The sequence below is a fragment of the Paenibacillus sp. J22R160 genome (genome assembly GCF_059692135.1).
Window position 1 is genome coordinate 186,363 of sequence record NZ_JCAUAU010000008.1, and the last position, 26,688, is coordinate 213,050.

General features: G+C 50.7%; 24 protein-coding genes. 12 read left to right on the forward strand and 12 right to left on the reverse strand.

Translation table 11 applies throughout. From position 1 onward, the window contains the following. Nucleotides 1–101: 101 nt before the first annotated feature. Nucleotides 102–779, forward strand: a complete 678-nt coding sequence (locus AC58UW_RS18985; protein WP_497373595.1) for a response regulator transcription factor — start codon at nt 102–104, stop codon at nt 777–779. Further along, a complete protein-coding gene (locus tag AC58UW_RS18990; protein WP_497422173.1) occupies nt 776–1,855 on the forward strand; it encodes a sensor histidine kinase in 1,080 nt (359 codons plus the stop codon). Before AC58UW_RS18985 ends, AC58UW_RS18990 begins: the two co-directional genes overlap by 4 nt. 489 nt (nt 1,856–2,344) lie before the next feature. Here AC58UW_RS18990 and AC58UW_RS18995 read toward each other — a convergent pair whose 3' ends face one another. The 4 genes from AC58UW_RS18995 to AC58UW_RS19010 form a co-directional block, all read right to left on the reverse strand. Further along, on the reverse strand, nt 2,345–2,728 hold the full coding sequence (locus AC58UW_RS18995; protein ID WP_497422174.1) for an MmcQ/YjbR family DNA-binding protein: 384 nt from the start codon (nt 2,726–2,728) through the stop codon (nt 2,345–2,347). 14 nt (nt 2,729–2,742) lie between these two features. Further along, nucleotides 2,743–3,138, reverse strand: a complete 396-nt coding sequence (locus tag AC58UW_RS19000; RefSeq protein WP_497422175.1) for a DUF2500 domain-containing protein — start codon at nt 3,136–3,138, stop codon at nt 2,743–2,745. Between the two features lie 43 nt (nt 3,139–3,181). Then, a complete protein-coding gene (locus AC58UW_RS19005) occupies nt 3,182–3,619 on the reverse strand; it encodes a GNAT family N-acetyltransferase (protein ID WP_497422176.1) in 438 nt (145 codons plus the stop codon). A gap of 120 nt (nt 3,620–3,739) precedes the next feature. Beyond that, the gene (locus tag AC58UW_RS19010; RefSeq protein ID WP_497422177.1) at nt 3,740–4,816 is read right to left on the reverse strand and encodes a M42 family metallopeptidase; all 1,077 of its coding nucleotides are present in this window, start codon (nt 4,814–4,816) and stop codon (nt 3,740–3,742) included. 154 nt (nt 4,817–4,970) lie between these two features. Here AC58UW_RS19010 and AC58UW_RS19015 point away from each other — a divergent pair, with 154 nt between their 5' ends. Both AC58UW_RS19015 and AC58UW_RS19020 read left to right on the forward strand, forming a co-directional pair. After that, the gene (locus AC58UW_RS19015) at nt 4,971–5,696 is read left to right on the forward strand and encodes an MBL fold metallo-hydrolase (RefSeq protein ID WP_497422178.1); all 726 of its coding nucleotides are present in this window, start codon (nt 4,971–4,973) and stop codon (nt 5,694–5,696) included. Between the two features lie 20 nt (nt 5,697–5,716). Further along, on the forward strand, nt 5,717–6,286 hold the full coding sequence (locus tag AC58UW_RS19020) for a TetR/AcrR family transcriptional regulator (protein WP_497422179.1): 570 nt from the start codon (nt 5,717–5,719) through the stop codon (nt 6,284–6,286). 938 nt (nt 6,287–7,224) lie between these two features. Here the strand turns inward: AC58UW_RS19020 and AC58UW_RS19025 are convergent. Beyond that, nucleotides 7,225–7,950: a DNA-3-methyladenine glycosylase family protein gene (locus tag AC58UW_RS19025; RefSeq protein WP_497422180.1), complete on the reverse strand. Its 726-nt coding sequence runs from the start codon at nt 7,948–7,950 to the stop codon at nt 7,225–7,227. A 144-nt stretch (nt 7,951–8,094) separates the two neighbouring features. Here AC58UW_RS19025 and AC58UW_RS19030 point away from each other — a divergent pair, with 144 nt between their 5' ends. The 5 genes from AC58UW_RS19030 (at nt 8,095) to AC58UW_RS19050 (ending at nt 15,227) form a co-directional block, all read left to right on the forward strand. After that, nucleotides 8,095–10,095, forward strand: a complete 2,001-nt coding sequence (locus tag AC58UW_RS19030) for a GTP-binding protein (protein ID WP_497422181.1) — start codon at nt 8,095–8,097, stop codon at nt 10,093–10,095. Nucleotides 10,096–10,296: 201 nt separating this feature from the next. Next, nucleotides 10,297–10,860 (forward strand): glycerol-3-phosphate responsive antiterminator, encoded by a 564-nt coding sequence (locus tag AC58UW_RS19035; protein WP_497422200.1) that lies wholly within the window; start codon nt 10,297–10,299, stop codon nt 10,858–10,860. A 17-nt stretch (nt 10,861–10,877) separates the two neighbouring features. Then, entirely contained in the window at nt 10,878–12,377 is a 1,500-nt protein-coding gene (gene glpK / locus AC58UW_RS19040; RefSeq protein ID WP_497422182.1) for a glycerol kinase GlpK, read from the forward strand. Between the two features lie 157 nt (nt 12,378–12,534). Then, nucleotides 12,535–14,220 (forward strand): glycerol-3-phosphate dehydrogenase/oxidase, encoded by a 1,686-nt coding sequence (locus AC58UW_RS19045; protein WP_497422201.1) that lies wholly within the window; start codon nt 12,535–12,537, stop codon nt 14,218–14,220. Between the two features lie 416 nt (nt 14,221–14,636). Further along, nucleotides 14,637–15,227, forward strand: a complete 591-nt coding sequence (locus AC58UW_RS19050) for a TVP38/TMEM64 family protein (RefSeq protein ID WP_497422183.1) — start codon at nt 14,637–14,639, stop codon at nt 15,225–15,227. A 21-nt stretch (nt 15,228–15,248) separates the two neighbouring features. Here AC58UW_RS19050 and AC58UW_RS19055 read toward each other — a convergent pair whose 3' ends face one another. The 6 genes from AC58UW_RS19055 to AC58UW_RS19080 form a co-directional block, all read right to left on the reverse strand. Then, complete coding sequence (locus AC58UW_RS19055) at nt 15,249–16,376, reverse strand: ATP-binding protein (protein WP_497422184.1); 1,128 nt, start codon at nt 16,374–16,376, stop codon at nt 15,249–15,251. A gap of 116 nt (nt 16,377–16,492) precedes the next feature. Beyond that, a complete protein-coding gene (locus AC58UW_RS19060; protein ID WP_497422185.1) occupies nt 16,493–17,227 on the reverse strand; it encodes a DUF421 domain-containing protein in 735 nt (244 codons plus the stop codon). 50 nt (nt 17,228–17,277) lie between these two features. Next, a complete protein-coding gene (locus AC58UW_RS19065) occupies nt 17,278–18,129 on the reverse strand; it encodes an SDR family oxidoreductase (protein WP_497422186.1) in 852 nt (283 codons plus the stop codon). A 65-nt stretch (nt 18,130–18,194) separates the two neighbouring features. Further along, nucleotides 18,195–18,695, reverse strand: a complete 501-nt coding sequence (locus tag AC58UW_RS19070) for a DinB family protein (protein WP_497422187.1) — start codon at nt 18,693–18,695, stop codon at nt 18,195–18,197. A gap of 69 nt (nt 18,696–18,764) precedes the next feature. Beyond that, nucleotides 18,765–19,700 (reverse strand): helix-turn-helix transcriptional regulator, encoded by a 936-nt coding sequence (locus AC58UW_RS19075; protein WP_497422188.1) that lies wholly within the window; start codon nt 19,698–19,700, stop codon nt 18,765–18,767. 18 nt (nt 19,701–19,718) lie between these two features. After that, nucleotides 19,719–20,255 (reverse strand): NUDIX hydrolase, encoded by a 537-nt coding sequence (locus AC58UW_RS19080; RefSeq protein WP_497422189.1) that lies wholly within the window; start codon nt 20,253–20,255, stop codon nt 19,719–19,721. A gap of 131 nt (nt 20,256–20,386) precedes the next feature. On the opposite strand from AC58UW_RS19080, the gene AC58UW_RS19085 reads away from it, so the two are divergent. Together AC58UW_RS19085 and AC58UW_RS19090 are read left to right on the forward strand one after the other, a co-directional pair. Beyond that, nucleotides 20,387–21,835, forward strand: a complete 1,449-nt coding sequence (locus AC58UW_RS19085) for an amidase family protein (protein ID WP_497422190.1) — start codon at nt 20,387–20,389, stop codon at nt 21,833–21,835. A gap of 77 nt (nt 21,836–21,912) precedes the next feature. Next, nucleotides 21,913–22,767: a YybI family spore inner coat protein gene (locus tag AC58UW_RS19090; RefSeq protein ID WP_497422191.1), complete on the forward strand. Its 855-nt coding sequence runs from the start codon at nt 21,913–21,915 to the stop codon at nt 22,765–22,767. Between the two features lie 83 nt (nt 22,768–22,850). On the opposite strand, the gene AC58UW_RS19095 is transcribed toward AC58UW_RS19090, so the two are convergent. Then, nucleotides 22,851–24,080: an aminopeptidase gene (locus tag AC58UW_RS19095; RefSeq protein ID WP_497422192.1), complete on the reverse strand. Its 1,230-nt coding sequence runs from the start codon at nt 24,078–24,080 to the stop codon at nt 22,851–22,853. 84 nt (nt 24,081–24,164) lie between these two features. Here AC58UW_RS19095 and AC58UW_RS19100 point away from each other — a divergent pair, with 84 nt between their 5' ends. After that, nucleotides 24,165–25,826 carry a glutamine--tRNA ligase/YqeY domain fusion protein gene (locus tag AC58UW_RS19100; protein ID WP_497422193.1) on the forward strand — a complete coding sequence of 554 codons (1,662 nt, stop codon included), beginning with the start codon at nt 24,165–24,167 and terminating at the stop codon, nt 25,824–25,826. Nucleotides 25,827–26,688 lie beyond the last annotated feature (862 nt).

Consider the following 26,688-nt stretch of genomic DNA (forward strand, 5'->3'; position numbering starts at 1 on the left):
CATCGTAATGGGCCTTCATTGGTTTAAATTCAGTTTATAAAAGTGCTCTATGCTAAAATAAATTAAAATTAGACCTAACATGAAGCGAGGCTGGATATACTATGGCTCCAATCCTGATCGTAGATGATGATCCTTATATTCGTGAGCTGGTCCGCGTATTTATGCTGAACGAAGGCTTCGATGTGGTTGAAGCTTCGGACGGCGCGGAAGCGCTCAAACTGCTGGAAACTGTCCAAGTCGACATGGTCATTATGGATATCATGATGCCGAATATGGACGGATGGGAGCTCTGCAAGGAGCTGCGGGAGCACTATGATATCCCGCTGCTCATGCTCACTGCCAAAGGCGAGACCTCGCAGAAGGTCAAAGGCTTCGAGCTGGGCACTGATGACTATCTCGTTAAGCCCTTCGAGCCTGTGGAGCTTGCGATGCGGGTCAAAGCGCTGTTGAAGCGCTATAAAATTGCTTCGTCCCAAACGGTTCAAGTTGGCGATCTCAGCATGAACAAAAAAACCTATGAGGTAACCGTCGGCTCCGAGAGCTTAACGCTGCCGCTCAAAGAATTTGAGCTGCTCTACAAGCTGGCAAGTTATCCGGGAAAAACATTTTCGCGCGACCAGCTGATCGAGCAGATCTGGGGCTTCGATTATGAAGGCAACGAGCGGACCATCGATGTGCATATCAATAGGCTCCGAGAACGGTTTCCAGAGGAGCGGCACGCTTTTCGCATTGCGACGATTCGGGGGTTAGGCTACCGGATGGAGGTCCTGCAATCATGAAAAGGAAAGCGCGGAGGAAGGACCTCAGAAGTCGTGGCCAGCGAGTACGCGGCACCTTGTTCGCCTTAGGTGTTTTTCTGCTCATTATTCTGTATTGGCTGGCTGCCTTTTACGGTACAGAGTGGCTATACACCTATATCGATAAGCGCCCAAGTGAAGTGATCGTTCAGCTTATTAACTGTATCAGCGGCATGTTTTTTTGGGGCCTGACCATGACTTTCTTGGGCAGGTTCTTCCGTAGTGAGCAGATGAAATTTTTTAAAACCATGATTGCCGCGATCCAAAGCATGTCCAGAGGGGACTTCAATGTGTCTGTTGACAATAACCCGCACAATGGCCCCTTTGTAGAGCTGGTTGATTCCATCAACAACATGGCAGTGGAGCTGGGTCAATTGGAAAAAATGAGACAGGAATTCATCTCTAATGTGTCTCATGAAATTCAATCCCCGCTCACTTCCATCAGCGGCTTCTCGCGAGCGCTCCAAAACGAGACTATCACACTAGAAGAGCGGAAGCATTATTTGGAAATTATCGAGGCCGAAAGCACGCGTCTGTCCAAGCTAAGCGATAACTTGCTCAAATTATCGTCGCTAGAGTCACAGCATCACCCTTTTGAACCGAAAAGTTACCGGCTAGATAAGCAAATCCGCAATCATATTCTTGCCTGTGAACCGCAATGGATAGAGAAAAACATCGAAATGGACATTGATCTAGAACCAGTTACCCTATCGGCCGATGAAGACCTGCTGAGCCAGGTGTGGACAAATTTAATTCATAATGCGGTCAAATTCACGCCTGTTGGCGGTACGATAGGTGTCCACGTTGAAAGCACCCGAAAAGAAGCGATCATCCGAATATCCAATAATGGCGCTAATATTTCTGAGGAAGACTTGCCGCATATATTTGAACGCTTCTACAAAGCGGATAAATCGCGAAATCGAACCTATGGGGGCAACGGATTGGGACTATCAATCGTGAAAAAAATTATTGATATGCATGCCGGTACGATATCCGTAGAGAGTAAGCCAGGGAAGAAGACATCATTTATCGTTCGACTGTCGTTGCAGGAGTCTTAGAAGGGGCACAAATAGAGACCCCCGCTTATCACTGATAACCGGAGGTCTCTAAGTTTCACACATGGTATTCAATTGTCCCTACACACACTCCAATCAAACCAACTTCCGTTGAAATTACGACTTTACCTGTTACGGATCCTTTCCTCGAATAAACGCTGTTCACATTTACCGCCTCTGGATTCCCACATGCCCGATGAACGTAACTCGTTCCCGCACCTTTTCTTCCGTCGTTTGAAGGAAAAGTGGGCATGTTTCGCTAACATTGTCCATTGGACTATCCCCTTCCTAAGTTGAGAATATCCTGGCTACTCTTGGGGGTCCTTACCAGCTGTAAGGCTTGTCCTTCAAGTGAGCCTAAACCAACTATAGTCCATTATTGAAATATTGTAAATATTCAGAATATTTGCTAAAAAGCGATTATTACCGACTATTTTAGTGTTTCCTTTGATTTTCTTCGAATTGCGTAGTTTTTGTAAAGGATGTGAAATTCTATTTGGTTTGGATCAATTGAAGCAGTTTTTTGGGAGCTGTTCGGGCATACCCCTCCGTGATTAAGTCGGTTATTTCCGACCAGGGAACTAGATCCATCTCGCGAATCGACACCCAACCATGCTGACCGATATAGGCCGTTCTATGATAGGGCGTACCCTCCTGCTGGAGGAGAAATTCTTGTGTTGTCATATTGGTTTTGATCGCTGTGGATGGTTGTCCATCTGTTTCTCCCATCATGACGAACGGTTTGTCCTTCACACGAAAGGTGACATGGCCAAAGCCGTCAATCTTTTCCACGACTTCAGGCAATTGTTCGCAGAAAGCTCTTACTTTGGCAACACCTTCCAGACCTTTGGCTGTTACAAATTGATGATGTGTCATGGGTAGAACACTCCTTATGCTTGAAAAGATAACTGGCGAGAAAATCCTTTGAATCTAGTTCCTTGATAAGACAGTATGCCCTGATCTCCCTCAACGATATAACCAAACTGATCTCGGCCGACGCGCAATTCTAGTCTTTGGCGATTCTCAAATTCAAAAGTGGCATAATAGCTCGTATTCGCATTCGAATCCCCGGACCCTCCGCTAACCTGCATTCTTTTGGCTACAACCTTACAGGTTAGATTATGGATGGGGGAAGAGTTATTGGAAGACCATGAGATGTATCCTTTGATGGCTACAATCACGAGAAAACAAACGGCAAGAATAAAGATAATTGCAACAATAAAAAAGATACTTGTAATCATGGTGTTGCCACTTGTGAAAGTACCTGTGTTAAAACCTGTTGACATAACAATCACTCCTCCAAGTTTCGTAGTAAGTTCTCGGACTTTGTTAGAGGAATCTTTTGACGAATCGATACCCGGTTTCATGAAAACCAAGAGGTAGTTTCGCTTTCCGGCTGTCCTCATTATTCTCGGAGCCTGTGATCCACCACATCCCGGAGCAAGCGTGCTCTTGGGTCAGCTGCTCGGCATAGCTCTTGAGCTTATCGGCTGCTGCTTGGCTGCTGTTCGTTTCCTCCATGGAAATGACGGAGATTTCGCTAAACTTCACAACAGCATCGTCCGCTTGGCGAATTCGAAAACCTAGTGTGCCTAGAATTTGGTTCTCTTCTTCGTATACATAGAGGGATTCATCGGGATTGTCACGTATAAAATGCAGCCTATTTTCAATATGCAAAGGAGAAATCCTCTTGCCTGTCCGTCTGGAAACAAAATTGCTGATTTCTTTCGTATCTTGGGGTTTAGCTTCGCGAATGATATACGTCATTACGTGCCTTCTTTCTATGATCCTATGATTCTGCTAATTATACCATATATTGGAACATGAGTTCTACATTTGCATAAAAAAAACCCGCCGAGGGGCGGGTTGATAGTTACGAATCACGTTTTACGCTTGCGCATGGATCGTGTTCAATGTTGTCCGGTCGCTCGCTTGCACGAGCTTGATGAGCAGCTCTTTGGCTGCCGCATAGTCATCCACGTGAAGAATCGACGCGGAAGTATGGATATAACGCGCGCAGACACCGATCACGGCAGAAGGAATGCCGGTACCTTGCACATGCACGAGTCCGGCGTCCGTACCACCCGCCGATATGAAATATTGATACGGGATCTTATGCGTCTCTGCCGTATCCAGAATGAACTCGACCATCCCGCGATGGGTAATCATCGTGGGGTCAAAAATACGCAGCAGCGCTCCGCGCCCCAGCTGCCCAAAAGCATTGCGGTCGCCGGTCATATCCCCGGCGGCACTGGCATCCAGCGCGTAGAACAAGTCCGGCTGGATGAGATTCGCTGCCGTGCGTCCGCCGCGCACGCCAACCTCTTCCTGTACGGTTGCGCCCGCGTACAGGACATTCGGGAGCTTCGGCCCGCCGTGAAGCTCCTTCAGCAGTTCAATCGCCAGGCCTACGCCGTAGCGATTGTCCCAAGCTTTGGCCATAATCCGCTTCGGATTGGCCAGGGGTGTGAACGGGCAGATGGGTACAATCTGCTGCCCGAGCTTGATGCCGATGGCGAGAGCATCGGCTTTATCTTCTGCGCCGATGTCGATGTACATCGTCTTGATGTCTGCGGGCTTGCTGCGTGCCGCTTCGTCCAGCAAGTGCACGGGCACGGAGCCGATCACGCCGATGATCGGCCCCTGCTCGGTCATGATCTGCACGCGCTGGGCGGGCAGTACTTGACTGAACCAGCCGCCGAGGGGCTGGAATTTGATGGTGCCGTGCTCGGTAATGCCGCTAACCATGAAGCCAACCTCGTCGAAATGGCCGGCAACCATGATTCTGGGGCCATCTTCATCGCCACGCAGGATGCCGAACAAGCTGCCGAGGCCGTCTTGGACGAACTCATCCGTATATTTCTCCATTTCACCGCGGACGAACTTGCGGATGTCTCGTTCGAAACCAGGAGCTGCCTGGAGTTCAGTCAATGTACGGAAAAGCTCTAAAGTTTCAGTGTTCATTGGAAATCCTCACTTTTTTGCAAGATTGGGTCGTGCGATGAACTTTATTTTACCATAACAGAAAAATAAAAGAGATTTAGGCGAAAGGCATCTTTACAAAACTAATGATCTTAGTTATTATACTAATATAAATAAAACACGGGAGGCGTTCAGAATGAAAGTAACGAAAATGGGTTCTTTGTATCAGGTGGCTTTTATGCCGAGATTTTTTCCGGTGAATTGTTATTTGGTGGAGGAAGAAAATGAGTTGACGCTAGTTGATACAGCTTTGCCATTCAGTGTAAAAGGGATTCTTCAGGCTGCAGCGAGTATCGGTAAACCCATTACCCGCATCGTGCTAACTCATGCTCACGGCGATCATATTGGGGCGTTAGATGGCTTGAAAAAAGTCCTGCCGCAGGCAAAGGTTTATATTTCGCGAAGAGATGCCAAGCTGCTGGCGGGCAGCAAGGAACTAGAAACCGGTGAACCGAATTCACCGATTAAAGGAGACGTTCCGAAGGCGGTGCAGACGAAGCCGGATGTGTTGTTAAAAGATGGCCATCTCGTAGGCTCGCTGCAAGCTATTGCCTCTCCAGGACACACGCCGGGATCGATGGCTTTCCTCGATGTACGCAGTCGTGCGTTAATTGCTGGCGATGCTTTTCAAGTTCGCGGCGGGGTAGCGGTTTCCGGGTTGATGAAGTTTTGGTTCCCGTTCCCGGCTATGGCAACATGGAATAAAGAAGTATCGCTGGAGAGCGCGCGCAAATTGAGGCAGCTATCTCCAAGTGTTCTTGCTGTCGGACACGGCGTGATGATTGAAAAGCCGTTAGCGGTGATCGACCGCGCGATCGCGGAAGCAGCTCACAAATTTCAGATGACAGCAGCGAATATTTAGATATAAGGGACGGGACATCCATGGCGCAACGACAAGGACTAGACGCAGAGAATGTGCTGCAAGCAGCTGTGGACATGGCGGATACACAAGGTGTCGAGGGCCTGACATTAGCCGCATTAGCAGCCAAACTGAACGTAAAAACGCCGTCGCTTTATAACCATATTAAAGGCTTGCCAGACCTTCGGATGCAGCTTTCTCGGCGTGGACTGATGCTTATCAAAGCCGCCATGGTCGATGCGGTAATTGGCAAAGCCAAAGACGACGCTTTGTTAGCCGTAGGCTTTGCTTACGTCGAATTTGCCAGAAAACATCCTGGCCTTTATGAGGCTATATCTATCTTGCCTGATTATGAGGATCCGGAGTTGAAGGAGGCGGGCAACGAGGTTGTGCTCTTTCTGCTGCGGATTCTTGCGCCGTATGGACTCAGCGAGGAAGATGCGCTGCATGTGGTGCGGGGTTTTCGGAGTATGGTACATGGATTCGCGTCGCTTGAACAGAGGAACGGGTTCCGTTTGGGGCTCGAACGCGATGAGAGTCTGCGACGATTGCTTCAGACGTATTTACTGGGATTGCGGGCGTCGGTGGAATGATGCTTGAAGGTGGTGTTCTTACACCCTGCCATTCCGCACTTCATTGCACAAAGTGCAGCATAGAAGGCGACAATCGGTGAACTGAGGACATCATGTTGCACAAAGTGCAATCATTTAGCCCGAATGGCGCGAAAATCGCGTAGATCTATCCGAAATGTTGTACAAAGTACAACATAGAAAGCAACATTGGCTGAATTGAGGACATCATGTTGCACAAAGTGCAACAAAGAGAAGGCAGAGGTCTTTGGGAGTTGGTATTGGATGAATCCAACGACAAGGCGATCCTGCACCATCCTATCAGGCTATCCACCATACAAACATCTACCACCTCACCCGCCAATAACAAATTTCAAAAAGCCTTAGCGAGAAGAACGCTAAGGCTTTGCTCGTGTAGCGTTTGCTACTTTATAACCCCCACCAACCCCATCACGCTATTCACTGTACAGCAAACTTCCACTTAACCAGCAAATAACAAATTAATCAATACCTAGCGAGAATTCCGCTAAGGTTTACTGAAGGAAACTAGAGTCTTTTATTAGGAGGAGGACGAGGGGGATCCTCTTTGAGCGGAACTGGCAAAATAGAGGACTCTCGTTACCTAGGGCCCGCTATTTCGTGATTCTGGTACAGAATTGGCAAGAATCAGTTGGGATAAGTTTGCGGTTTTGATGGTTGGTGTTGGTGTGTACATTGGACGAAATCCAATGTACACAGTGATTAGAAGGCTAGATAAGAGATTCTATTGGATGAAATCCAACGTGATCGGTTAATCGTGCCTTTATAGCACCGGATATTGCAGTTACATTGGATTTCGTCCAATGAAATGAGCCATATAGGTGCGTTGTTGGTGTTTTCATTGGAAATCGTCCAATGAGGCTGCACGGCTTCTACCTCCGTAACGCTGCATCCATTACGTGAGCGACTCGTCTGCCCAGTCTTCACGTCTCTTCCGCAGTGATCGTCGATTCCAGACACGCTTCCACCGGAAGCCCAGAATCCACGAAGCCCATATCGACGGAACGCCATAAATAGAGCGATGCGAAGCTCCGGTAAGGCGCCCACGCCGGGGCGATTTGCCCCAAATAGTTGCCGTCCTTGCGCTCCTCCAATTGGTGCAGCCAGCGGGCTGCGCGCTGGAGACCGGCATCGCCGACGGACATGACATCCTGCCGGCCCAAAGCAAAAATCATAAACATTTCCGCTGTCCATACACCAATGCCTTTGACACTTGTTAGCTGCTTTAGAAGCTCCTCGTTATCGAGCTCATGCAGGGCGTCCAAACGCAGGTCTCCGGCTATGACTTTCGTGCTAAGATCGCGAATGTAACGGATCTTGGGAAAGGAGACTCCGCACTGCCGGATGGCAGCTTCATCTGCGGCGAGCACGAGCTCTGGTGTGAATTCTGGCACCACAAGCTTCACTCTGGCCTTGATGGTACCTGCTGCTTTGGCCGATAGCTGCTGGGAAATAATTGACATCGCCAGCGACTCGAAGGGGGAGGAGCTCGGTGTCAAAGTCAGCTCGCCAACCAGGCGGATGAGGCTGGCTAAGCGGTCGTCTGCTTCAGAAAGCGCAAGGATAGCAGGGTGTTCTTTATGTAGCAGGATGGTTGTAAGCGGTGAGACGGGCGGATCTTGTTCATTAGAGTGTGCGATATCCAACATAGCAGCTTACCTCCTTAAAAGTCTTAAAAGCTAAACGGGTAAATGTACGCAGATGCACTTCTAGTATAAAGAATTCATAGGTGTCCGTTCTTCAAGTATAATAGGGAGACAAAGCCTGGTAAATAGAAGGAGCAGAGCACTTCAATGACCAACGAAATAGGCAAGGATCAACCAGTTCCGCGAAGGAACGTGGGGATTTTCGCACACGTAGACGCGGGCAAAACGACGACAACCGAGCATTTGCTTTATCATAGCGGCCGAATCCGCGCCCTAGGCAGTGTGGATAGCGGTACCGCTCAAACGGATTCTATGGATGTGGAGCGGGAACGCGGCATTTCGGTGCGCAGTGCGACGACCACTTTTACATGGAAAGAAACGTCTATTAACCTGGTGGACACGCCCGGGCATGTCGATTTCCTATCCGAGGTGGAGCGTTCATTGCGAGTGATGGATGGGGCAATTCTGATTGTTTCTGCCGTTGAAGGCGTGCAGTCGCAGACCGAGATGATCTGGCATGCGCTGCAGACGCTCCGAATTCCAACGCTGCTATATGTGAACAAAATGGACCGCGTCGGCGCGGACGCGGCCAAGGTGCTGCAGGGCATAGAGAAGCAGCTCACGGGCATGGCGGTGCCGATCTATGCACCGCTCGGCGCTGAAGACACGTTCCGCGGCGCGGAGAACGTGCTGGTCGAGGGCGCGTCCGGCGCGCCCGGCTTCGACCTTGCGGCAGCGGTCGAAAAGCTGTCCGAGCTCGATGAGCAGCTGCTCACGAGCTACATCGAAGGCGTGCCCATCCCGGCACGCGAAGTAAAAGCAGCCCTGCAGCGATATACGCAGCAGGGGCAGGCCTTTCCATTGCTCGTCGGCGCATCGAGCAAAGGATTAGGCATCGAGGAGCTGATGGAAGCCATCCTCGATTATTTGCCCGGGCCGAGCGGCAGCGCAGAGCAGCCGCTTTCGGCCGTGGTCTTCAAGGTCGAGCGGGACAAGACCATGGGGAGAATGGCGTACGTCCGCCTCTACGAGGGGACGATCCGCAACAGGGACACCGTGCTTAATGCCACGCGGGGCGTGGAGGAGAAGGTGACCCAGATTCGCAAAATCGACGGCCGCCGAGCCGAAGATATCGGTTATGTCGCAGCCGGCGACATCGCGGCTGTCTGCGGCTTGACGCAGGTGCGCATCGGCGATGTGCTAGGTCGTCCAGACGCTGTACCGCCGGCTCCACGGCTCGCAGTGCCGCTGTTGACGGTGCAGGTGCATGCGGAAAGCGACGCGCAGTACCCGGCGCTCGTCGCCGCGCTGCAGGAGCTAACAGACGAAGATCCCCTGCTTGATTTGCAGTGGCTCCAAGAGGAGCGCGAGCTGCACGTGAAGGTGATGGGCGCCATCCAGCTTGAGATTCTGACGAGTCTGCTGGCTTCGCGTTTTGGGCTGCACGCAAGGTTCGATCAGCCCTCCGTGATCTACAAAGAAACGCCTTCTCAGCCAGGTGAAGGCTTCATTGCTTATACAATGCCCAAGCCGTGCTGGGCCATTCTGCGCTTTCGCATCGAGCCTGGGGCGCCAGGCAGTGGGCTCGTTTACTCGTCACAGGTACGCGCTGACCAGCTGTTGGCGCAGTACCAGAGCGAAGTGGAGCGCCGAGTACCGGAAGCGCTGCAGCAGGGGCTGCTCGGTTGGGAGGTTACCGATCTTAAGGTAACGCTCGTGGAGGGCGAGCATCATGTATGGCATACCCATCCGCTTGATTTTGCTGTTGCAACACCGATGGGGCTCATGCAGGGCTTGGTGCAAACGGGGACTACACTGCTTGAACCAATGCTGCAAGTGCGCATCACGGTTCCAGAGGTTTATGGAGGCAAGGTGCTGAGTGATTTGGTGCAGATGCGAGCAATCTTTGATCCGCCGCAGCTGAGCGGTGACCGTTTTGTTGTAGAGGGCCGCTTACCTGTTGCCACTTCCTTGGACTACCCCGTGAAACTTAGCGCGATGTCGGGAGGCAGAGGTGTTATTACCTCGTCATTCGGGGGTTATCAACCGAGTCCGCCGGATGTGCATGCGGAGCGGAAGCGGCGGGGCGTGAATCCGCTCGAACAATCCAAATACATTTTAGCTGTACGCAAGGCGCTCTCAACGTGACATAGTGAATGGGCGGCTGTTCGCATTGACAGATGGGGCAGGTCTAAGTACAATGGGAAGTAAGTTAATAACATGTGACGGAGAACAGGAGACTCACAGAGGATTGCCATTTATATATGAATTGGCACATCTTTTGGTGAGTTTTTTTGTTGTCATCCCCCAAGGGGCATGCACAGGATCGAGTGAACGGAGATGATGAGCTTGTCATTGCAGGAGCAACGGATTTTACCGGCTATTCGCAAAATGAAGGATTTAGAGAAGCTGCTAAAAACTTCTTATACCTATATTGTGCTACTGGACAGCCATATCGGACAGCTGAAAAGCATTGTGGATCTGGGCCGGGCAAACGGCAAGAAGCTGCTGCTGCACGCGGATTTGATTGAAGGGTTGAAAAACGACGAGTATGCGGCTGAATTTCTGTGCCAAAGCATTCGTCCTGCCGGAATCATTTCTACTCGGGGAACGGTCATCACGAAGACGAAACAGAATGGGCTCATCGCCATTCAGCGGCTTTTTCTCCTGGACAGCAGTGCGCTTGAAAAAAGCTACACGCTTCTGGAACGTACGCAGCCAGATTACATCGAGGTCCTTCCTGGCATTATTCCGCACATTATTAAGGAAGTGAAGGAGCGTTCGGGTATTCCTATTTTTGCAGGAGGACTCATTCGTTCCGTAGGAGATGTAGAGCAGGCGTTAGGAGCTGGAGCGACAGCGGTCACAACGTCGAATACAGAGCTGTGGCAGCAGTTTCATCAACGATCCTAACTATTGGAGGTAGAACAATGGCAGAAGCCACTTCCTATATTCTTTCGCTGGATCAGGGAACGACAAGTTCCAGAGCGATTCTATTTAATCAAAAAGGCAGCATCGTACACACGTCTCAGCAGGAATTTAAGCAGCATTTTCCGAAGCCGGGCTGGGTGGAGCATGATGCGAATGAAATATGGCTATCGATTCAAGGCGTCATAGTGGCAGTTTTGTCGGAATCCGGCGTGCAGCCAGCGGAAATCGCAGGCATTGGCATCACGAACCAGCGTGAAACGGCAGTTGTCTGGGATCGGCATACGGGAATGCCCGTGTATCATGCCATCGTATGGCAGTCTCGCCAGACAACCGATATTTGTGAATCACTTAAGGCCCAAGGGCTTAACGACATTTTTCGGGAACGCACGGGACTTTTAATTGATGCTTATTTCTCAGGGACCAAGATCAAATGGATTCTGGATCACGTGGATGGCGCAAGAGAGAAAGCGGAGCGTGGAGATTTACTGTTTGGCACGATGGACACTTGGCTGATCTGGAAGCTGACCGGCGGCAAAGCGCACGTAACGGACTATTCCAACGCTTCGCGGACGCTGCTCTATAATATACATGAGCTGAAGTGGGATGAAGATCTGCTAGGCTATCTAGGCATCCCGGCATCCATGCTGCCAGAGGTGCGTTCTTCTTCTGAGGTGTATGGGCATACGCAGGAAAACCTCTTTTTCGGCTCGGCGATCCCGATTGCGGGTGCGGCGGGTGATCAGCAGGCGGCCTTGTTCGGGCAGGCTTGTTTTGAAAAAGGCATGGCCAAGAACACCTATGGCACTGGCTGTTTTATGCTGATGAATACAGGCAATCATGCGATTCCTTCGCGCAGCGGGCTTTTGACCACGATTGCTTGGGGGCTGAACGGGAAAGTTGAGTATGCGCTGGAAGGCAGTATTTTCGTAGCGGGATCGGCGATTCAGTGGCTGCGTGACGGGCTGCGGATGATCAAAATGGCGCAGGACACCGAGGCGTATGCACAGCGTGTAGAGTCGACAGACGGCGTGTATGTCGTTCCGGCTTTTGTCGGTCTGGGTACGCCATACTGGGATAGCGATGTTCGAGGTGCGATTTTCGGATTGACGCGCGGGACGTCAAAGGAGCATTTTATCCGGGCAACACTCGAATCCCTTGCTTATCAAACGAAAGATGTGCTGCAGGCGATGGAAGACGATTCCGGCATTGAACTGACAAAGCTGCGGGTCGATGGCGGCGCAGTGAAAAACAACTTCCTGATGCAGTTCCAGAGCGACATGCTAGGCGTAACGGTGGAGCGTCCGGTTATTAGTGAAACGACTGCGCTTGGCGCAGCTTATCTGGCTGGGCTGGCTGTAGGCTTTTGGAAAGATCAAGCGGAGATTGCAGCGCTGTGGCAGGTGGATAAGGCTTTCGAGCCTGTGATGGAAGTGGAACGTCAAGAGCAATTGTACAGCGGTTGGAAAAAAGCAGTTAGTGCCGCGATGGCTTTTAAATAAATTGGGCAATGATATGGTATACTTATAACAAGTTAATAATTGGTTGGAGACAAGGGAGAAGCCACAGCGGCCTGCACGTGATAGCGTGTTAGGTTTGTTGCGGCTTTTTATTTTTCATATGCGAGAGGAGATTTTGGAGATGACTGTGATGACGGAGATGACACATAGCTTTAGCGGCTTAAAAAGAAAAGAAAGGCTGCAAGCTATGTCGGAGAACACATTTGATTTAATCGTAATCGGCGGGGGAATTACAGGAGCAGGTATCGCGCTAGATGCCCAGAGCAGAGGGCTGCGCACGGCGCTAATTGATATGCAGGACTTTGCTGCGGGAACGTCGAGCCGGTCGACGAAGCTTGTGCATGGAGGGCTGCGGTATTTGAAGCAGCTGGATGTGAAGGTTGTTGCCGAAGTGGGCAAAGAGCGCGCGATTGTGTACGAAAATGGTCCGCATGTCACGACGCCTGAGTGGATGCTGCTGCCCTTTTACAAAGGGGGCACGTTTGGCAAGCTCTCTACGTCCCTTGGTTTAAGGGTCTATGATTTCTTAGCGGGAGTCAAACGAGTGGAACGTCGTAAAATGTTTCGTCCGCAAGAAACGCTGGGGCACGAGCCGCTTTTGAAAAAGAAAGATCTGAGAGGCGGCGGCTATTATGTGGAATATCGCACGGATGATGCCCGTCTGACGATCGAAGTGATGAAAAAAGCTGTGGAGCTTGGCGCTCAGGTTGTCAATTATGCCAAAGTGGAAGAGCTGCTTGTGAAAAATGGCAAGGTAGTTGGCGTTCGAGTGGCGGATCAGCTGGGTGGTAACGGCGGTAGGTCGTCTTACTCGCTATACGCGAGCAAGATTGTGAATGCAGCAGGACCTTGGGTAGATACGCTGCGCGAAATGGACCACTCCAAGAAGGGCAAAACGCTCCATCTGACCAAAGGGGTACATCTGGTGTTCGATCAGAGCAAATTCCCGCTGCGGCAGGCGATTTATTTCGATACGCCGGATGGGCGCATGCTGTTCGCTATTCCGCGCGACGGCAAAACCTACGTCGGGACGACGGATACGAATTATCAAGGGGATATCGTGAATCCCCGAATTACGGTGGCGGACCGCGCCTATGTGCTGCGCGCCGCAAACGAGATGTTCCCGACCCTCAGCTTGACGGAAGCGGACGTGGAGTCGAGCTGGACGGGGCTGCGCCCGCTGATCCATCAAGAGGGCAAAGATCCATCCGAGATTTCGCGCCGCGACGAAATCTTCGTCTCGGACTCCGGCCTTATCTCGATGGCCGGGGGCAAGCTGACCGGCTACCGCAAAATGGCGGAGACGGTCGTGGACAAAATCGCCGCCATGCTGGTGGCGGAGGGAGTGGTTTCGGCGACTGCGTTGTCGCCGAGCCGTACCCGCACGCTGCCGATATCCGGCGGCGATGTTGGCGGCTCCGCGATGCTGGAGCCGTTCTTGCAGAGCAAAGTCAGCCAAGGCCAGCGGCTGGGGCTGACTCGCGCTGAGGCTGCGCTGCTGGCGCGGCGATACGGCTCCAATGTGGATGCCGTGTATGACTTGCTGGCGCAGTACAAGGATGAGGCCGAGTGCCAAGGGATGCCGGCCTCTGTGCTCGCTTCGCTCGTGTACGCGATCGAGAGCGAGATGGCTGTGAAGCCGGTGGATTTCTTCATCCGCCGCACGGGAGCCCTCTTCTTCGATATCGCGTGGGCAAGGCAGTGGAAGGCGCCTGTGGTCGCCTTCATGGCGGGGCGCTTCGGCTGGGACGAAGCGCAGCAGGCGGCTTACACCGCCGAGTTGGAGCAGCTGCTCCATGAGGCGGTGAACCCGCTCGAGGCGTGAGCTCGCTGGCGTAGTAGGGTGCAGTGATGTCAATTCACACGACATGGTTGTGAATCATGTAAAAAGTACATCAAACTTATGCTTACTGCTCCGATTTGGACTAAATCGTGTAAAAAGTGCATCAAATATAGCGTTATGTAGCTTTATTGGGCTCTATCGAGTTAATTTGTTGTACGAAATACATCATAATCTCCGAAAATCACGAATTAACGGGAATGAACTGTACTTTTTACATGAAAACCACTGAACGATGAAAGCCCCCAACCAACACCAATAAGGTTGAGGGTTTTTCGTTTTGTCTCACCGCTTGCTTATCTTCCCAATAACGTGCTGCAGTCTCGCAAAATATGCTATCATGCCTATAGACGGCGGAGCTTCCGCCATTCATTATTGCAAGCAAAGTAGGTGTGTCCCCGATGGGATTGACAGAGCTTCTGTCTTATTTGACGGAAGAGAATTTGGCCATGCTGGTCGATAAATACCGATCGCTGGGCCCGTTGCCCGGTCTTCTTCTACCTTTTATGAAATCGTTCATTCCGCCTCTGCCGACGCTCGTCATTATTAGCGTGAATGCGGCTGTATACGGGCTATTGCTCGGCTTTTTGTACTCATGGATTGGGATCGTAGGCGGATGCTTAGTGACGTTCGCGATTGTGAAAAAAGTGGCAGGCCATCCCTATTTAGTGCGGTGGTCGCAGAAACCGAAGGTGCAGAAAAGTCTGGTCTGGGCTCGCCGGCAGGCTTTTAATTATGTGTTCTTGCTTAGTCTCTTTCCCGTGGGACCGTTCGTCGTCATCAATATGGCGGCAGGGTTAGTTGGGATGAGGTTCCGCTCATTTCTGGTTGCTGTGCTCGCCGGCAAAGCAGTTATGGTGATGTCGGTTTCTTTTATCGGCTATGACATTCACCGATTTATTGAGAATCCGCTCAGACTTATCTACGTCGTTTTATTTGTAGGGGCTTCAATGATAATTAGTAAAAAAATCGAGAAGCGTTTTAGTCATTAACAGCAGGGGTTGCTGATTTAATTAGTCGCTTAACACCTGCAGCTTTAGTTTCGGATAGAGCTCTGCAAGATCGGCAGCATGTTTGATCAAGACAGGGAGCTCGAAGCTTGTGTTAAAAATATCCCGATCCGGCAGGAACGTTACACGAGTCCCTGTCTCTTTGGTGATTCCGACGGTCTGTAGCTCGCTTTGCGGAATGCCATGCTTGTAGTGCTGCTCGAACACTTTGCCATCACGGCGAATCTCGACCGTTAGCCCGCGAGACAATGCGTTGACGATGGGCATGCTGATGCCCTTTTCACCGCCTGGCGCCAAGAAAGAAGCACTTGCGCTTAAGCGGCTCATGTCCGTAAGCACCTTCTGAACGCGAGGCTGTTGATCGGGCAGTGCATGCACGGGAATACCCCGGCCGTTATCAGCAACCGTCACGCTGCCGTTCCGGTGCAGGAAGAGCTGAACTTCTGTGCAGGTGCCATGTGTATGCTCCAAAATACAGTTCTCCATAACGGCCCACAGCAGATTATGCGGATCGAAGGTTTCGCTATTACCGGCAGCCGGACCTAGGTAGGAACGAGCATCGCTGCGAGCCTCAAACATGTCCAAATAGTCGCTGGTATCCATGAAGTCCGAAGTGGCCGCAAGCAGCAGCAGTAATGGAAGGACGCGATGACCCGGAATGGCGTATTTGCCGCCTCTTTCCTCTTGCACAAGGAGGTCGGCTCCTGCGAGGGCTTTCAAGTGATGATAAAGCTGCCCCGTTGTACCCATGTTCAATCGTTCGACGAGCTCAGGTCCCGTAAGCGGCTCCTGCAGAACGGTTCTTAAAATATCCAGCCTCATCTCATGGCCCAAAGCGCCCAGGATTTTGGCAGCTTTATCGCCGTCCAGCTCCAGAAGCTGATCTACGCTTCTTTCCTGGGGTTCCCACCGATAATAGGATTGCCCGTTATGAAACTGCCCCGAGTAATAAACGCCGCCGCGACCTTCCTCGGAGTGTTGTTCTTGTTCCTTCTGTACGTAAGGCTTCGCGATTACCCCACTGCCTAAAACACCTTTTGTAGTTGTGATACTCTCCATCAGCTGTTGCAGTTTGTTTAGTTGAACCTGCATCGCGTCTAATTCGGCTCCATAATCCCTTGCTCCAGTCAAAAGAATCACCTCTTATTAATTATTTAAATACGTAATTACGTAAAACAATAATAACATGCTTATTGGAAAAAGTATATAACTATTTCTTGCTTTGAAATACAAAAAAACGAACGCTCCTAGGAAGGAGTCCGTTCGTTGTGTACGGTCGTATCGGCTTCTGTGTATACGCGTATTTGATCTTGATCATCGATGGTGGCCAGCACGACATCCTCTAAGTCAACATCTGTGGCATGAATCTGGGCCTCTAGCCACATCCTGTTCTTTCCTTGCTGGGTCAGCTGCTTCACATTCGTCGTACCTTCGACCATGATCGGTTTTACGAGCGAGAAAGAAGAGGTCGGGATGTACATGTCTTTGGGGGTAACCGGTTGGTACTGCGGCTCAAGGAATACGGAAATCGTTCCCCCGGGCTCCCATAGGGCAAGGGCGACTTTATCAATATCCTCAATCTGCTGCTTCCGCAGCTCAGAGAAGAGATGGTCTACAGAGATGCGGGCTCTGCGCAAACTTTTCATTATCATGTTCCCGTTCTTGATTAGCGTCAGAGGAGCTGGGTCCAGAAAATGCTTAAGCACATTCCACTTCAGACTTAACCATGATGTCAGGATGTACAAGACTACAAGCACGGTGGTGGAAATCATAGAACCAGTTAACGACAAATGCTCATCAGAAAGCGGATGGGCGATAATGTTTCCCAAAATAAGTGCAATGATGAAATCCAGGAATCTAAGCTGAGAAATGGAACGTTGTCCGAGCAATTTAGCGGCAATCAGCAGGAAAAAATAGCCGACAACAGCTCTCATCGCCCATTCGGCCGCAGTAAGGGATTCCTGACTATGAAAGAAGTCCAATCGAAGTCACACTCCGCGCATCAGAATTGTAAACTTCGATTATTCTCCCCTTATTTTCCAGAATTTACTCCAACTTCTCGCTCGCTCCATGCCCAGAACCGCTCCGCGAATTCATCATCTTGGGCCTTTTCGGAAATAGGAGCAATCTTCTTCTTATAGAAATATTCACCGTTAACTGAGCTCACATCCGGGCTGGAAGCCAAATAAATGGCTGTCTCCGCGCCCTGCGCCGGCGTTAGGAAAAAAGGCCGCAGCAAGCGGTGAATGGCCTTGCCAAATCCGGTGTCCCGATCGACACCGATATTCGTACCGACCGCGCCGGGATGCAGCGCGTTCACGGTCACTGCTGTGCCAGCAAGCCGCTTGGCCAGCTCCCGTGTAAACCAAATATTCGCGATCTTGGATTGCGAATATCCTCTCCAGACACTATACCCTCGGGTCAGGTAAGGGTTGTTGAAGTCGAAGCGCCCGATTTTGTGGGCGCCTGAGGATACATTGACGATCCGCCCCTGCGGGGCGCGAATCAGGGCCTCGAGCAGCAGCTGGGTCAGCAGAAAGTGGCCCAGATGGTTAACGCCGGTCATCGCTTCGAAGCCGTCGGACGTTGTTTGCCGTTTCACAGCGACAACGCCTGCGTTGTTCACAAGCACGTCCAGCACTTGATGCTTGGCGAGGAAGCTGCCAGCGAATGCGCGAATGCTGGCGAGTGAGCCTAGATCGCAAATCATAAGCTCGATGCGCTCCGACCCGCTCTGTCGGCGTGCTTCGGCAAGCGCGAGCTCGCCTCTTTGCTGACTGCGGCACAGCATGATCACATGGGCGCCCTTGCGGGCGAGCTCCACGGTTGTTGCGAGCCCCATTCCGGAATTAGCGCCGGTAACGATAACGGTTTGGTTGTGCAAGTGAGACCACTCCTTGGGCTTTTCTTCCATTATAGCTCATGGAGGGTCGAGACTCGAACTGTCAATTAAACTAGCGGCTGCATGCCTCTTTCCAACCAATCTTCGCGAGTAGGCCCGTAAATATCCGGAACGCGTAGGCCGGCTTGACGCATCAAGACGATCATTTCACCACGGTGGTGAATTTCATGTGAGATCAGCATGCGCAGCGTTGTTGCATTCAACCACATTTCGCCGTACATATCAGTGGATTCCGTAAGCTTGGCATCTGTCCACTGGGACTGGATGGCACTAGTTAATGCAGATGATGTGGTGCGGTAGGCATCGGCTATGACTTTTGCCGAGGAAGGAGCATGCTCATCGCCTTCAGGCGCTTCAAAAGTGAGGCCTACGCGAGAAAGCATTTCGTGGATGGTCGTGGTGATATGCCAAGCCAGTTGACCAAGCGCGCGGAAATCTGGTGCGATTTGTTGCGTTAGGGATGCATCTGTAAGCGTGTCGAGTACGCGCTGAGTTGCTGTGGATTCATTGTTCCATTCGTTCACGAAATCTTGAATTGTTCTAAACATTAGGAATGCCTCCTTAGATTGGATATGCCTTAAGTATAGACAACCATGACTGACAGCATTGTGTCAGTGTTAGGAATAGAGATGAACAATTCTTTCAGCTTTTTCTTTGATGGCAGCCGCCAGATGGGCAGGTTCGAGAATCCGCACATTAGGCCCATAACCAAGCAGCATGCTGTGCAGCCAGGGCTCGTCCGGTTGTTTGGCGGTAATGATCATGGATCCGTCAGTTTGATAAGCAATCTGCTTTGGCTGAAAATAATCCTCAATCTGAGCCTGGATGCTTTGCTGCGCATGCAAAACCATCGTGATCAGCGTGGAAGGATCCCTATGGCCCCAGCTAAGTTGGAGCGGCTCTTTCGTTTCTATCCGGCGTTCGAACGTCTCCGAAAGCACTTTAATTTCCTTCATGCGGTTTAGGCGAAAAATCCGAAAATCCTGACGAAGCAGGCAGTAGCCGTACAAGTACCAGCCAAAACCCTTGGCTACGATGCTCATAGGCTCCGCTGAGCGAACGGACTGCTCGCTTTGCGAAGAGATATATTGGAAAGAGATCTGCCTCGAATCCTTAATCGCGCACCGCAGCGTGTTTAGCTTTTCTTTATCCTCGCCGCCTCGTCGCCATGGATTCATATCAATGATGAGCTGATCGTCCAACCTGGCAGCCGTGTTTTGCTCCGACTTTGCTACGAGTGCGCCGACTTTATCGAGCAGGTTGCCGATTTCCTGGTCACCGACCGTGGAACGTATCCCTTTTAGCCCGACGATGATAGATTGCAGCTCTTCCAGGGACAGGAATTGGCGCTCCAATCGGTACTGATCCATAATTTCATACCCGCCGCTTAAACCGGCAAATGACACGACAGGAATACCCGCTTGGTTAATGGCTTCTACGTCCCGGTATACGGTTCGCAGAGACACTTCAAAACGCTCCGAGAGCTCCTTCGCGCTTATTCTTCTACGATTCAACAGCAGCATGGTGATCGCTAGCAAACGGTCGATTTTCAAAAAAACACCTCACTGATTCTAATACGTTCCTTTAGTCCTATCTTGTCCGGTTAAAAGGTTTACCGCATGCTCAAGAATGATTCTATCGCGTAAAAGCATAAATTTGGCCGAATAACGCTGACATTTGTGCAGGGAGGCAGTCATCACGTCCAATGCTTCGCTGAGCGTCATCCAGGCAACCGACATCCCCAGCCTCAATTCATTTTCCGTTAGTGCAGGAGCGCTCGAATGGTGGTGCGCTTTGGCAATGTAGCAGTAGGAAAGCTGCATAAAGCTATTGCGGTTCTTGTGCTCCTCGATAATGCCTAATTCATGCGTAATTTCAGCCTCATAGCCGGTTTCTTCCTTGATTTCTCGTAAAAAAGCAGCCTCCGGTTGCTCGTTATCTTCAATTCCGCCGCCAGGCAGCTTGTACAGATCAGATTCTGACAAGTACATCATCGCAATGTTCATCAAGCCATCAATGACAATGCCTCGGGATGAATAGCGGGAAACGCGGTCTATATATACAGGATCGCCGCCCAACATATCGCTGTCTGTTATTCGTTTGATCATATGCACGAGGATCACCTGCCTTATTTGAAGAGCGGAAAATAACCGCTGGAATGCATTCCAAAAATACCCACACCAAGAGTATAGTATAACTTAGGTAGTCATGTCTCGAAACTTACAGGAGGCGATCAAATTTGTCTGAAAAACCAGAGGACTGGATTGTAGAAGCGGATATCACAACGTTGCAAAAAGCCATGGAAGCGGGTGAAATCCGTGCTGTTGAGTTGGTTGCTTTTTATGTAAAAAGAATTGAAAAGTTGAACAAGCGCATTCATGCAGTTCTGGAAATTAATCCGGACGCGCTCCTAATCGCGCAAGCGCTTGATGATGAACGTCAAAAGCAAGGAGGCCGAGGCCCTCTGCATGGCATTCCGATTCTGCTTAAAGATAATATAGATACAGCTGACCGCATGCATACCAGCGCAGGCTCTTTGGCCTTAGAGCAATCACTGGCAGCTGAGGATGCTTTCATCGCCGCCAAGCTGCGGGAGTCTGGCGCCGTGTTGTTAGGGAAAGTGAATATGACCGAATGGGCCAATTTCATGTCCGGACCGATGCCATCAGGTTATAGTTCAAGAGGCGGACAAGTCCTGAACCCTTACGGTCCGGGACAGTTCGAGGTTGGCGGGTCCAGCTCAGGTTCTGGGGCTGCGACCGCAGCCAGCTTCGCAGCAGCGGCAATCGGGACGGAAACGTCCGGTTCCATCGTGAACCCTGCGCATCATAACAGCTTGGTCGGCCTGAAGCCGACTGTGGGACTACTCAGCCGTACTGGCATCATTCCCATCTCTCACTCGCAGGATACGCCGGGGCCGATGACACGGACTGTCACGGATGCTGCGCTGCTGCTGGGAGCGCTGACTGGTGTGGATGCACGTGACCCTCTGAGTCTGGCCAGCGAAGGGAACAGTGACAGGGAGCGTGACTATATAAGCTTTCTGGATGCAAATAGCCTTCAAGGGGCTAGAATTGGTATTCCTCGAAGGTTCTACAAGGATTTGAAGGATGAGGCTCGTCGTATTGCCGAGAACGCCATCCAGGTGCTGCGCGAGCAGGGCGCAGTTGTCATTGACCCTGTATCCCTTCCATGTGAGCAGGCGGAGTGGACTTCGGAAGTGTTGAGATACGAATTCAAAAAAGATCTTAACGATTATTTATCCAAGCTCGATGCCTCAGTCCCCGTACATACCTTGCAGGAGGTTATTGCGTTCAATAACGAACATGCGGAGAAGGCGCTGGTCTATGGGCAAAATACACTGATTTGGTCGGATGAAACCAGCGGTACTCTCACGGAGGACGTATATCTCCGCAGTTTAGCCAATTATCAGGAGCTAACTCGTTCTCGCGGCATTGATCATGTGCTTGAGGAGCATCAGCTGGATGCGCTGCTTTTTCCTGGCGATGAAGGTTATGACATTGCTGCTCGTGCCGGCTATCCGCTGCTGAACGTGCCTGCCGGTTATACAGCTGAAGGGCCTATGGGCGTCATGTTTTCCGCCGGGGCATTCAGCGAAGGGAAGCTGCTGGCTTTAGGGTATGCCTTTGAGCAGGCAACGAACTATCGACGGCCTCCTATTCTGTAAAGCGGTCAGATCCCCGCATACAACTTGGAAAAATTTGAAATAATAAGCCGAATTCAAATCCAAGTAGGGGGAGTCTGATGAGTCACATGTTTCAAAAAAGCGCTAAATTAGCGCTGCAAACAGCGGTAATCGGCATGCTTCTGGGCTGCCTATCCTTTGCTGGACAGAGCGCGGCCCAGGCCCAAGCGGCCAACAACGAAGAGCTTCCAGCGCCTCTACCGTCTGTGCAGCAGCCCGGACAGCCCGGACAAGGGCAGCTCATCCAGATACGTGAAATCGACGTGACCGGCGATGGCGTGCTGGATCAGGTGGCTCTTGTCGGCACGAAGATGGACATGAACAGTCCGTACTATGACAAGCTGCTCATTGTTGTAACGAGTCCAGGGCAAACGCAAGTCGTCATCCCTCTGCAAGGCGGATATAATCCGAACATGGAGTTCTGCGATTTTATCGGTGAGAAGCTGCCTCAGATTTATGTTTCCGCGGAGAATGGGGGAAGCGGCGGATTATCGACCTTTTATCTTTATTCGCTGAAAAATAATGTGCCGACCGCAATCCCGCTGCCTGCACCGCTCCGCGTCTATGCCACTTTTAAGAATAACTATGTGGTGCAAATGAAAATCCAAGAGACCGGTAAATCGTTCAAAATCGATATCAAAGACCGGAAAGACGATTACGAACAGTTCGGCGTGTACAAAGACGGCAAGGTTGTTAAGCCGATTATTGTGAATGTGGATGCATACAGCCTCTTGAAGCCTATTGATAAAAGTGGGAACGGAAAGTGCGAGCTTCGGGGAGTTCAGCGTATTACCGGCATTGCGAACGCCGATACGCTTGGTTACGCCAGCTCTCTCTGGCAGTGGAAGAAAGGCAGATGGATATTGAAAGAGTCCGCTGTCGTTAAGAACTACCAGAACCGTCTAGACCATTGAATGAAGACCGCCAGGTTAAGGGGCATATGCTCCTGATTTGGCGGTCTTCTTGTTAAGTGGGGATGACTTGTTGTTCTTTGTTCTTACACCCAGTTGCCATTGCGGAACAAAGGCTCGCGAGTTCCATCTTCCGATAGGCCATCAATTGCCATGTCGGCTGAGCCAATCATGAAATCGACGTGGATTAAGCTTTTATTAAAACCATTCTGGTTTAGTTCTTCAAGACTCATTGTCGTTCCGCCTTCAATCGTGAAAGGATACGAATTACCTAACGCGATATGGCAGGATGCATTTTCATCGAATAGTGTATTGTAGTAGATCAATCCGGAGTTTGAAATCGGCGAATCATACGGCACGAGTGCCACTTCTCCCAAATAGCGGGCGCCTTCATCCATATCCAGCATTTTGTTCAGTACTTCTTGCCCTACTTCGGCGGTTGCTTTCACCACTTTGCCGTTCTCGAAAGTGAGCGTGAAGCCATCGATGAGAGAGCCTTGATAGCTCAGAGGCAGTGTGCTGCGCACAGTTCCGTTCGTGCCTGTTTTGGCAGGCATGGTGAAGACTTCCTCCGTTGGAATGTTCGGAATGAAGAATACACCTTTCTCCGTTTCGCTTCCTGCAGCAACCCATTGGTGCTTAGGCGCAAGCTCTATGTACAGATCTGTGCCTTCTGATTTGAAATGGAGCTGTTTATATTTCTTGCTGTTCAGCATGTTCTGTTTTCCCGTCAAGGTCTCAATGTGCTGATTCCATGCAGCGACAGGATCTTCTTTATCCACGCGAGTAAGCTTGAAAATTTGCTCCCAAAGCTTCTGAACACGCTCAGCTTCGCTCAAATTCGGGAATACCTTAGCGGACCATTCGGCCGTCGGGTAGGAGACCATCAACCAACTGACTTGATTGTTGCGCATATAGTTGAGGAAGCCCTCGCGCGCTGTAGCTGCGGTTTTGCTAGAAATGGCTACACGCTCAGGGTCTACATCTTTAAGTAAGTCGGAGTTCGGTGCGTAAATTTGTAGAAAGGCAGCGTCGTTCTTCGCCATTTCTTCGAGGCCATTCGCGCGCCACATTGGGTATTCACGAAGTGTTGACTCTGGCGCATGCTTAAGGCGCAACGCCTTAACTTCATCGTCATCCCAATCAATAACGACGTCCTTGGCGCCTGCATCATAGGCTTTCTTAGTCAGCTTGCGCACGAATTCCGCACAAGAAATTGGCGTCATGATGACGACTGTTTGATCCTTCTGTACGTTTAATCCTACACGAATTGCGAGTTCTGCGTATTTATCCAGATAATGCTCGAATGTTTCCATTGCTCGGGCTCCTTTATATTTAAGTAACTTTTAGTGTATGATAGAAAATAAAACTTTAACCATTGGGAGAAAGGCTGGCGCAATATGGAAACGAAGACTCCAACGAGCACCCCGTCCAATTTCATTAAGAATATTGTAATCGAAGATTTGAATTCAGGCAAAGTCAGCCAGATCGTAACCCGTTTTCCCCCAGAGCCGAACGGATACCTTCATATAGGACATGCGAAGTCAATTGTTCTTAATTTTGAGTTAGCGGACGAGTTCAAAGGGTTGACGAACCTCCGCTTTGATGATACGAATCCCGTTAAGGAAGATACAGAGTATGTAGAATCCATTAAAGCTGATGTCGAGTGGCTCGGATTTAAATGGGATGGTCTCTTCTTTGCTTCGAATTATTTCGAGGAAATGTACAACCGCGCTGTGGTTTTGATTCGCAAAGGATTGGCCTACGTAGATGATCAAACAGCGGATCAAATTCGTGAAAGCCGCGGCACATTGACCGCGCCTGGTACGAACAGCCCGCACCGCGACCGCAGTATGGAAGAGAATCTCAGCTTGTTCGAGCGTATGCGCGCAGGGGAATTCAAAGACGGAGAACGCGTGCTTAGAGCGAAGATCGACATGTCCTCGCCGAACATCAACTTCCGTGATCCGGTGATCTACCGTGTGGTGCATGCCCACCACCACAATACGGGAGATGCTTGGTGCATCTACCCGATGTATGCTTACGCGCATCCTATTGAGGACGCGATCGAAGGAGTTACACATTCCATCTGTACCCTGGAGTTCGAAGATCAACGCCCCTTCTACGACTGGGTCATTCGTGAGTGCGAGATGCCGAATGTGCCGAGACAATATGAATTTGCACGCCTCAACCTGACCAATACCGTGATGAGCAAAAGAAAGCTGAAACAGCTCGTAGACGAGAAGGCCGTTGACGGTTGGGACGATCCGCGGATGCCGACCATATCTGGGCTGCGACGCAGAGGTTTTACACCAGAGGCGATTCGCACCTTTGCCCGTGAAATCGGCGTTGCCCGCAGTAACAGCACCGTTGATGCGAAAATGCTGGATCATTTTATCCGTGAGGATTTGAAATTGAAGGCTCTGCGCACGATGGGTATTCTCAATCCGCTGAAAGTCATCATCACCAACTATCCAGAGGATAGTGTTGAGATGCTGGATGCCGAGAATAACTCGGAGAACCCGGAAATGGGCAATCGCCTAATTCCATTCTCCCGTGAGATCTACATCGAGCAAGAAGACTTCATGGAAAATCCGCCGAACAAATATTTCCGCTTATTTCCCGGCAATGAAGTGCGACTGAAGAATGCTTATTTCATCAAATGCAACGATTTCGTCAAAGACGACAGCGGCAAAGTGGTTGAGCTTCACTGTACGTACGACGTCGAAACGAAAAGCGGCAGCGGCTTTACAGGCCGTAAAGTCAAAGGCACGATCCACTGGGTCGACGCGAAAAGCGCGGTACCGGCGGAGTTCCGCTTGTATGAGCCGCTCATTCTGGATGACCAAGAGGACGAGAATGCTTCCTTCTTAGAAAACTTGAACCCGAACTCGCTGCAAATCGTGCAAGGATTCGTGGAAGCGGGTATGAAAGAAGCGAAGCCGCTTGATAAGTTCCAATTCTTCCGCCACGGCTATTTCAACGTGGATCCGAAGTATACAACTAGCGACAAACTGGTGTTCAACCTGATTGTTTCGTTGAAAAGCTCTTTTGAGGTGTAATTTTAAAAATCCTAGCTTAGGCTAGGATTTTTTTGATTTAACGATGGAAGACATCGTTAATGCTGGGAAACAAGCTTAGTGTCCGGCGAAATGTCACAAGAGCCGCTCGCCGTCTGCTGAAACGTTGAAAAACATCGCTAACGTGTATGCAGCGCGCCAAAAGTGTGCGTTAACGCTGAAAAACAAGCTTAACGTCCGACGAAATGTCACAAGAGCCGCTCGCCGTCTGCTGAAACGTCGAAAAACATCGCTAACGTGTATGCAGCGCGCCAAAAGTGAGTGTTAACGCTGAAAAACAAGCTTAGCGTCCGGCGAAATGTCACAAGAGCCGCTCGCCGTCTGCTGAAACGTTGAAAAACATCGCTAACGTGTGTCCAGCGCGCCGAAAGTGTGCGTTAACGCTGAAAAACAAGCTTAGCGTCCGGCGAAATGTCACAAGAGCCGCTCGCCGTCTGCTGAAACGTTGAAAAACATCGCTAACGTGTATGCAGCGCGCCAAGAGTGAGTGTTAACGCTGAAAAACAAGCTTAGCGTCCGGCGAAATGTCTCAAGAGCCGCTCGCCGTCTGCTGAAACGTTGAAAAACATCGCTAACGTGTGTCCAGCGCGCCGAAAGTGTGCGTTAATAGCTACCGAGAGATCCGAAAAGGCCGTCTCGGCGCCGAGAAGGTGGCAATAGTGAAGCGAGAGGACCCAAAAGGCCGTCTCGAATGAGAAAGCCATACGTGAAGGCTGGATGTTGGCGTGAGAGTTCCGAAAAGGCTGTCTCAGCGCCGAGAAGGTGGCAATAGTGAAGCGAGAGGACCCAAAAGGCCGTCTCGAATGAGAAAGCCATACGTGAAGGCTGGATGTTGGCGTGAGAG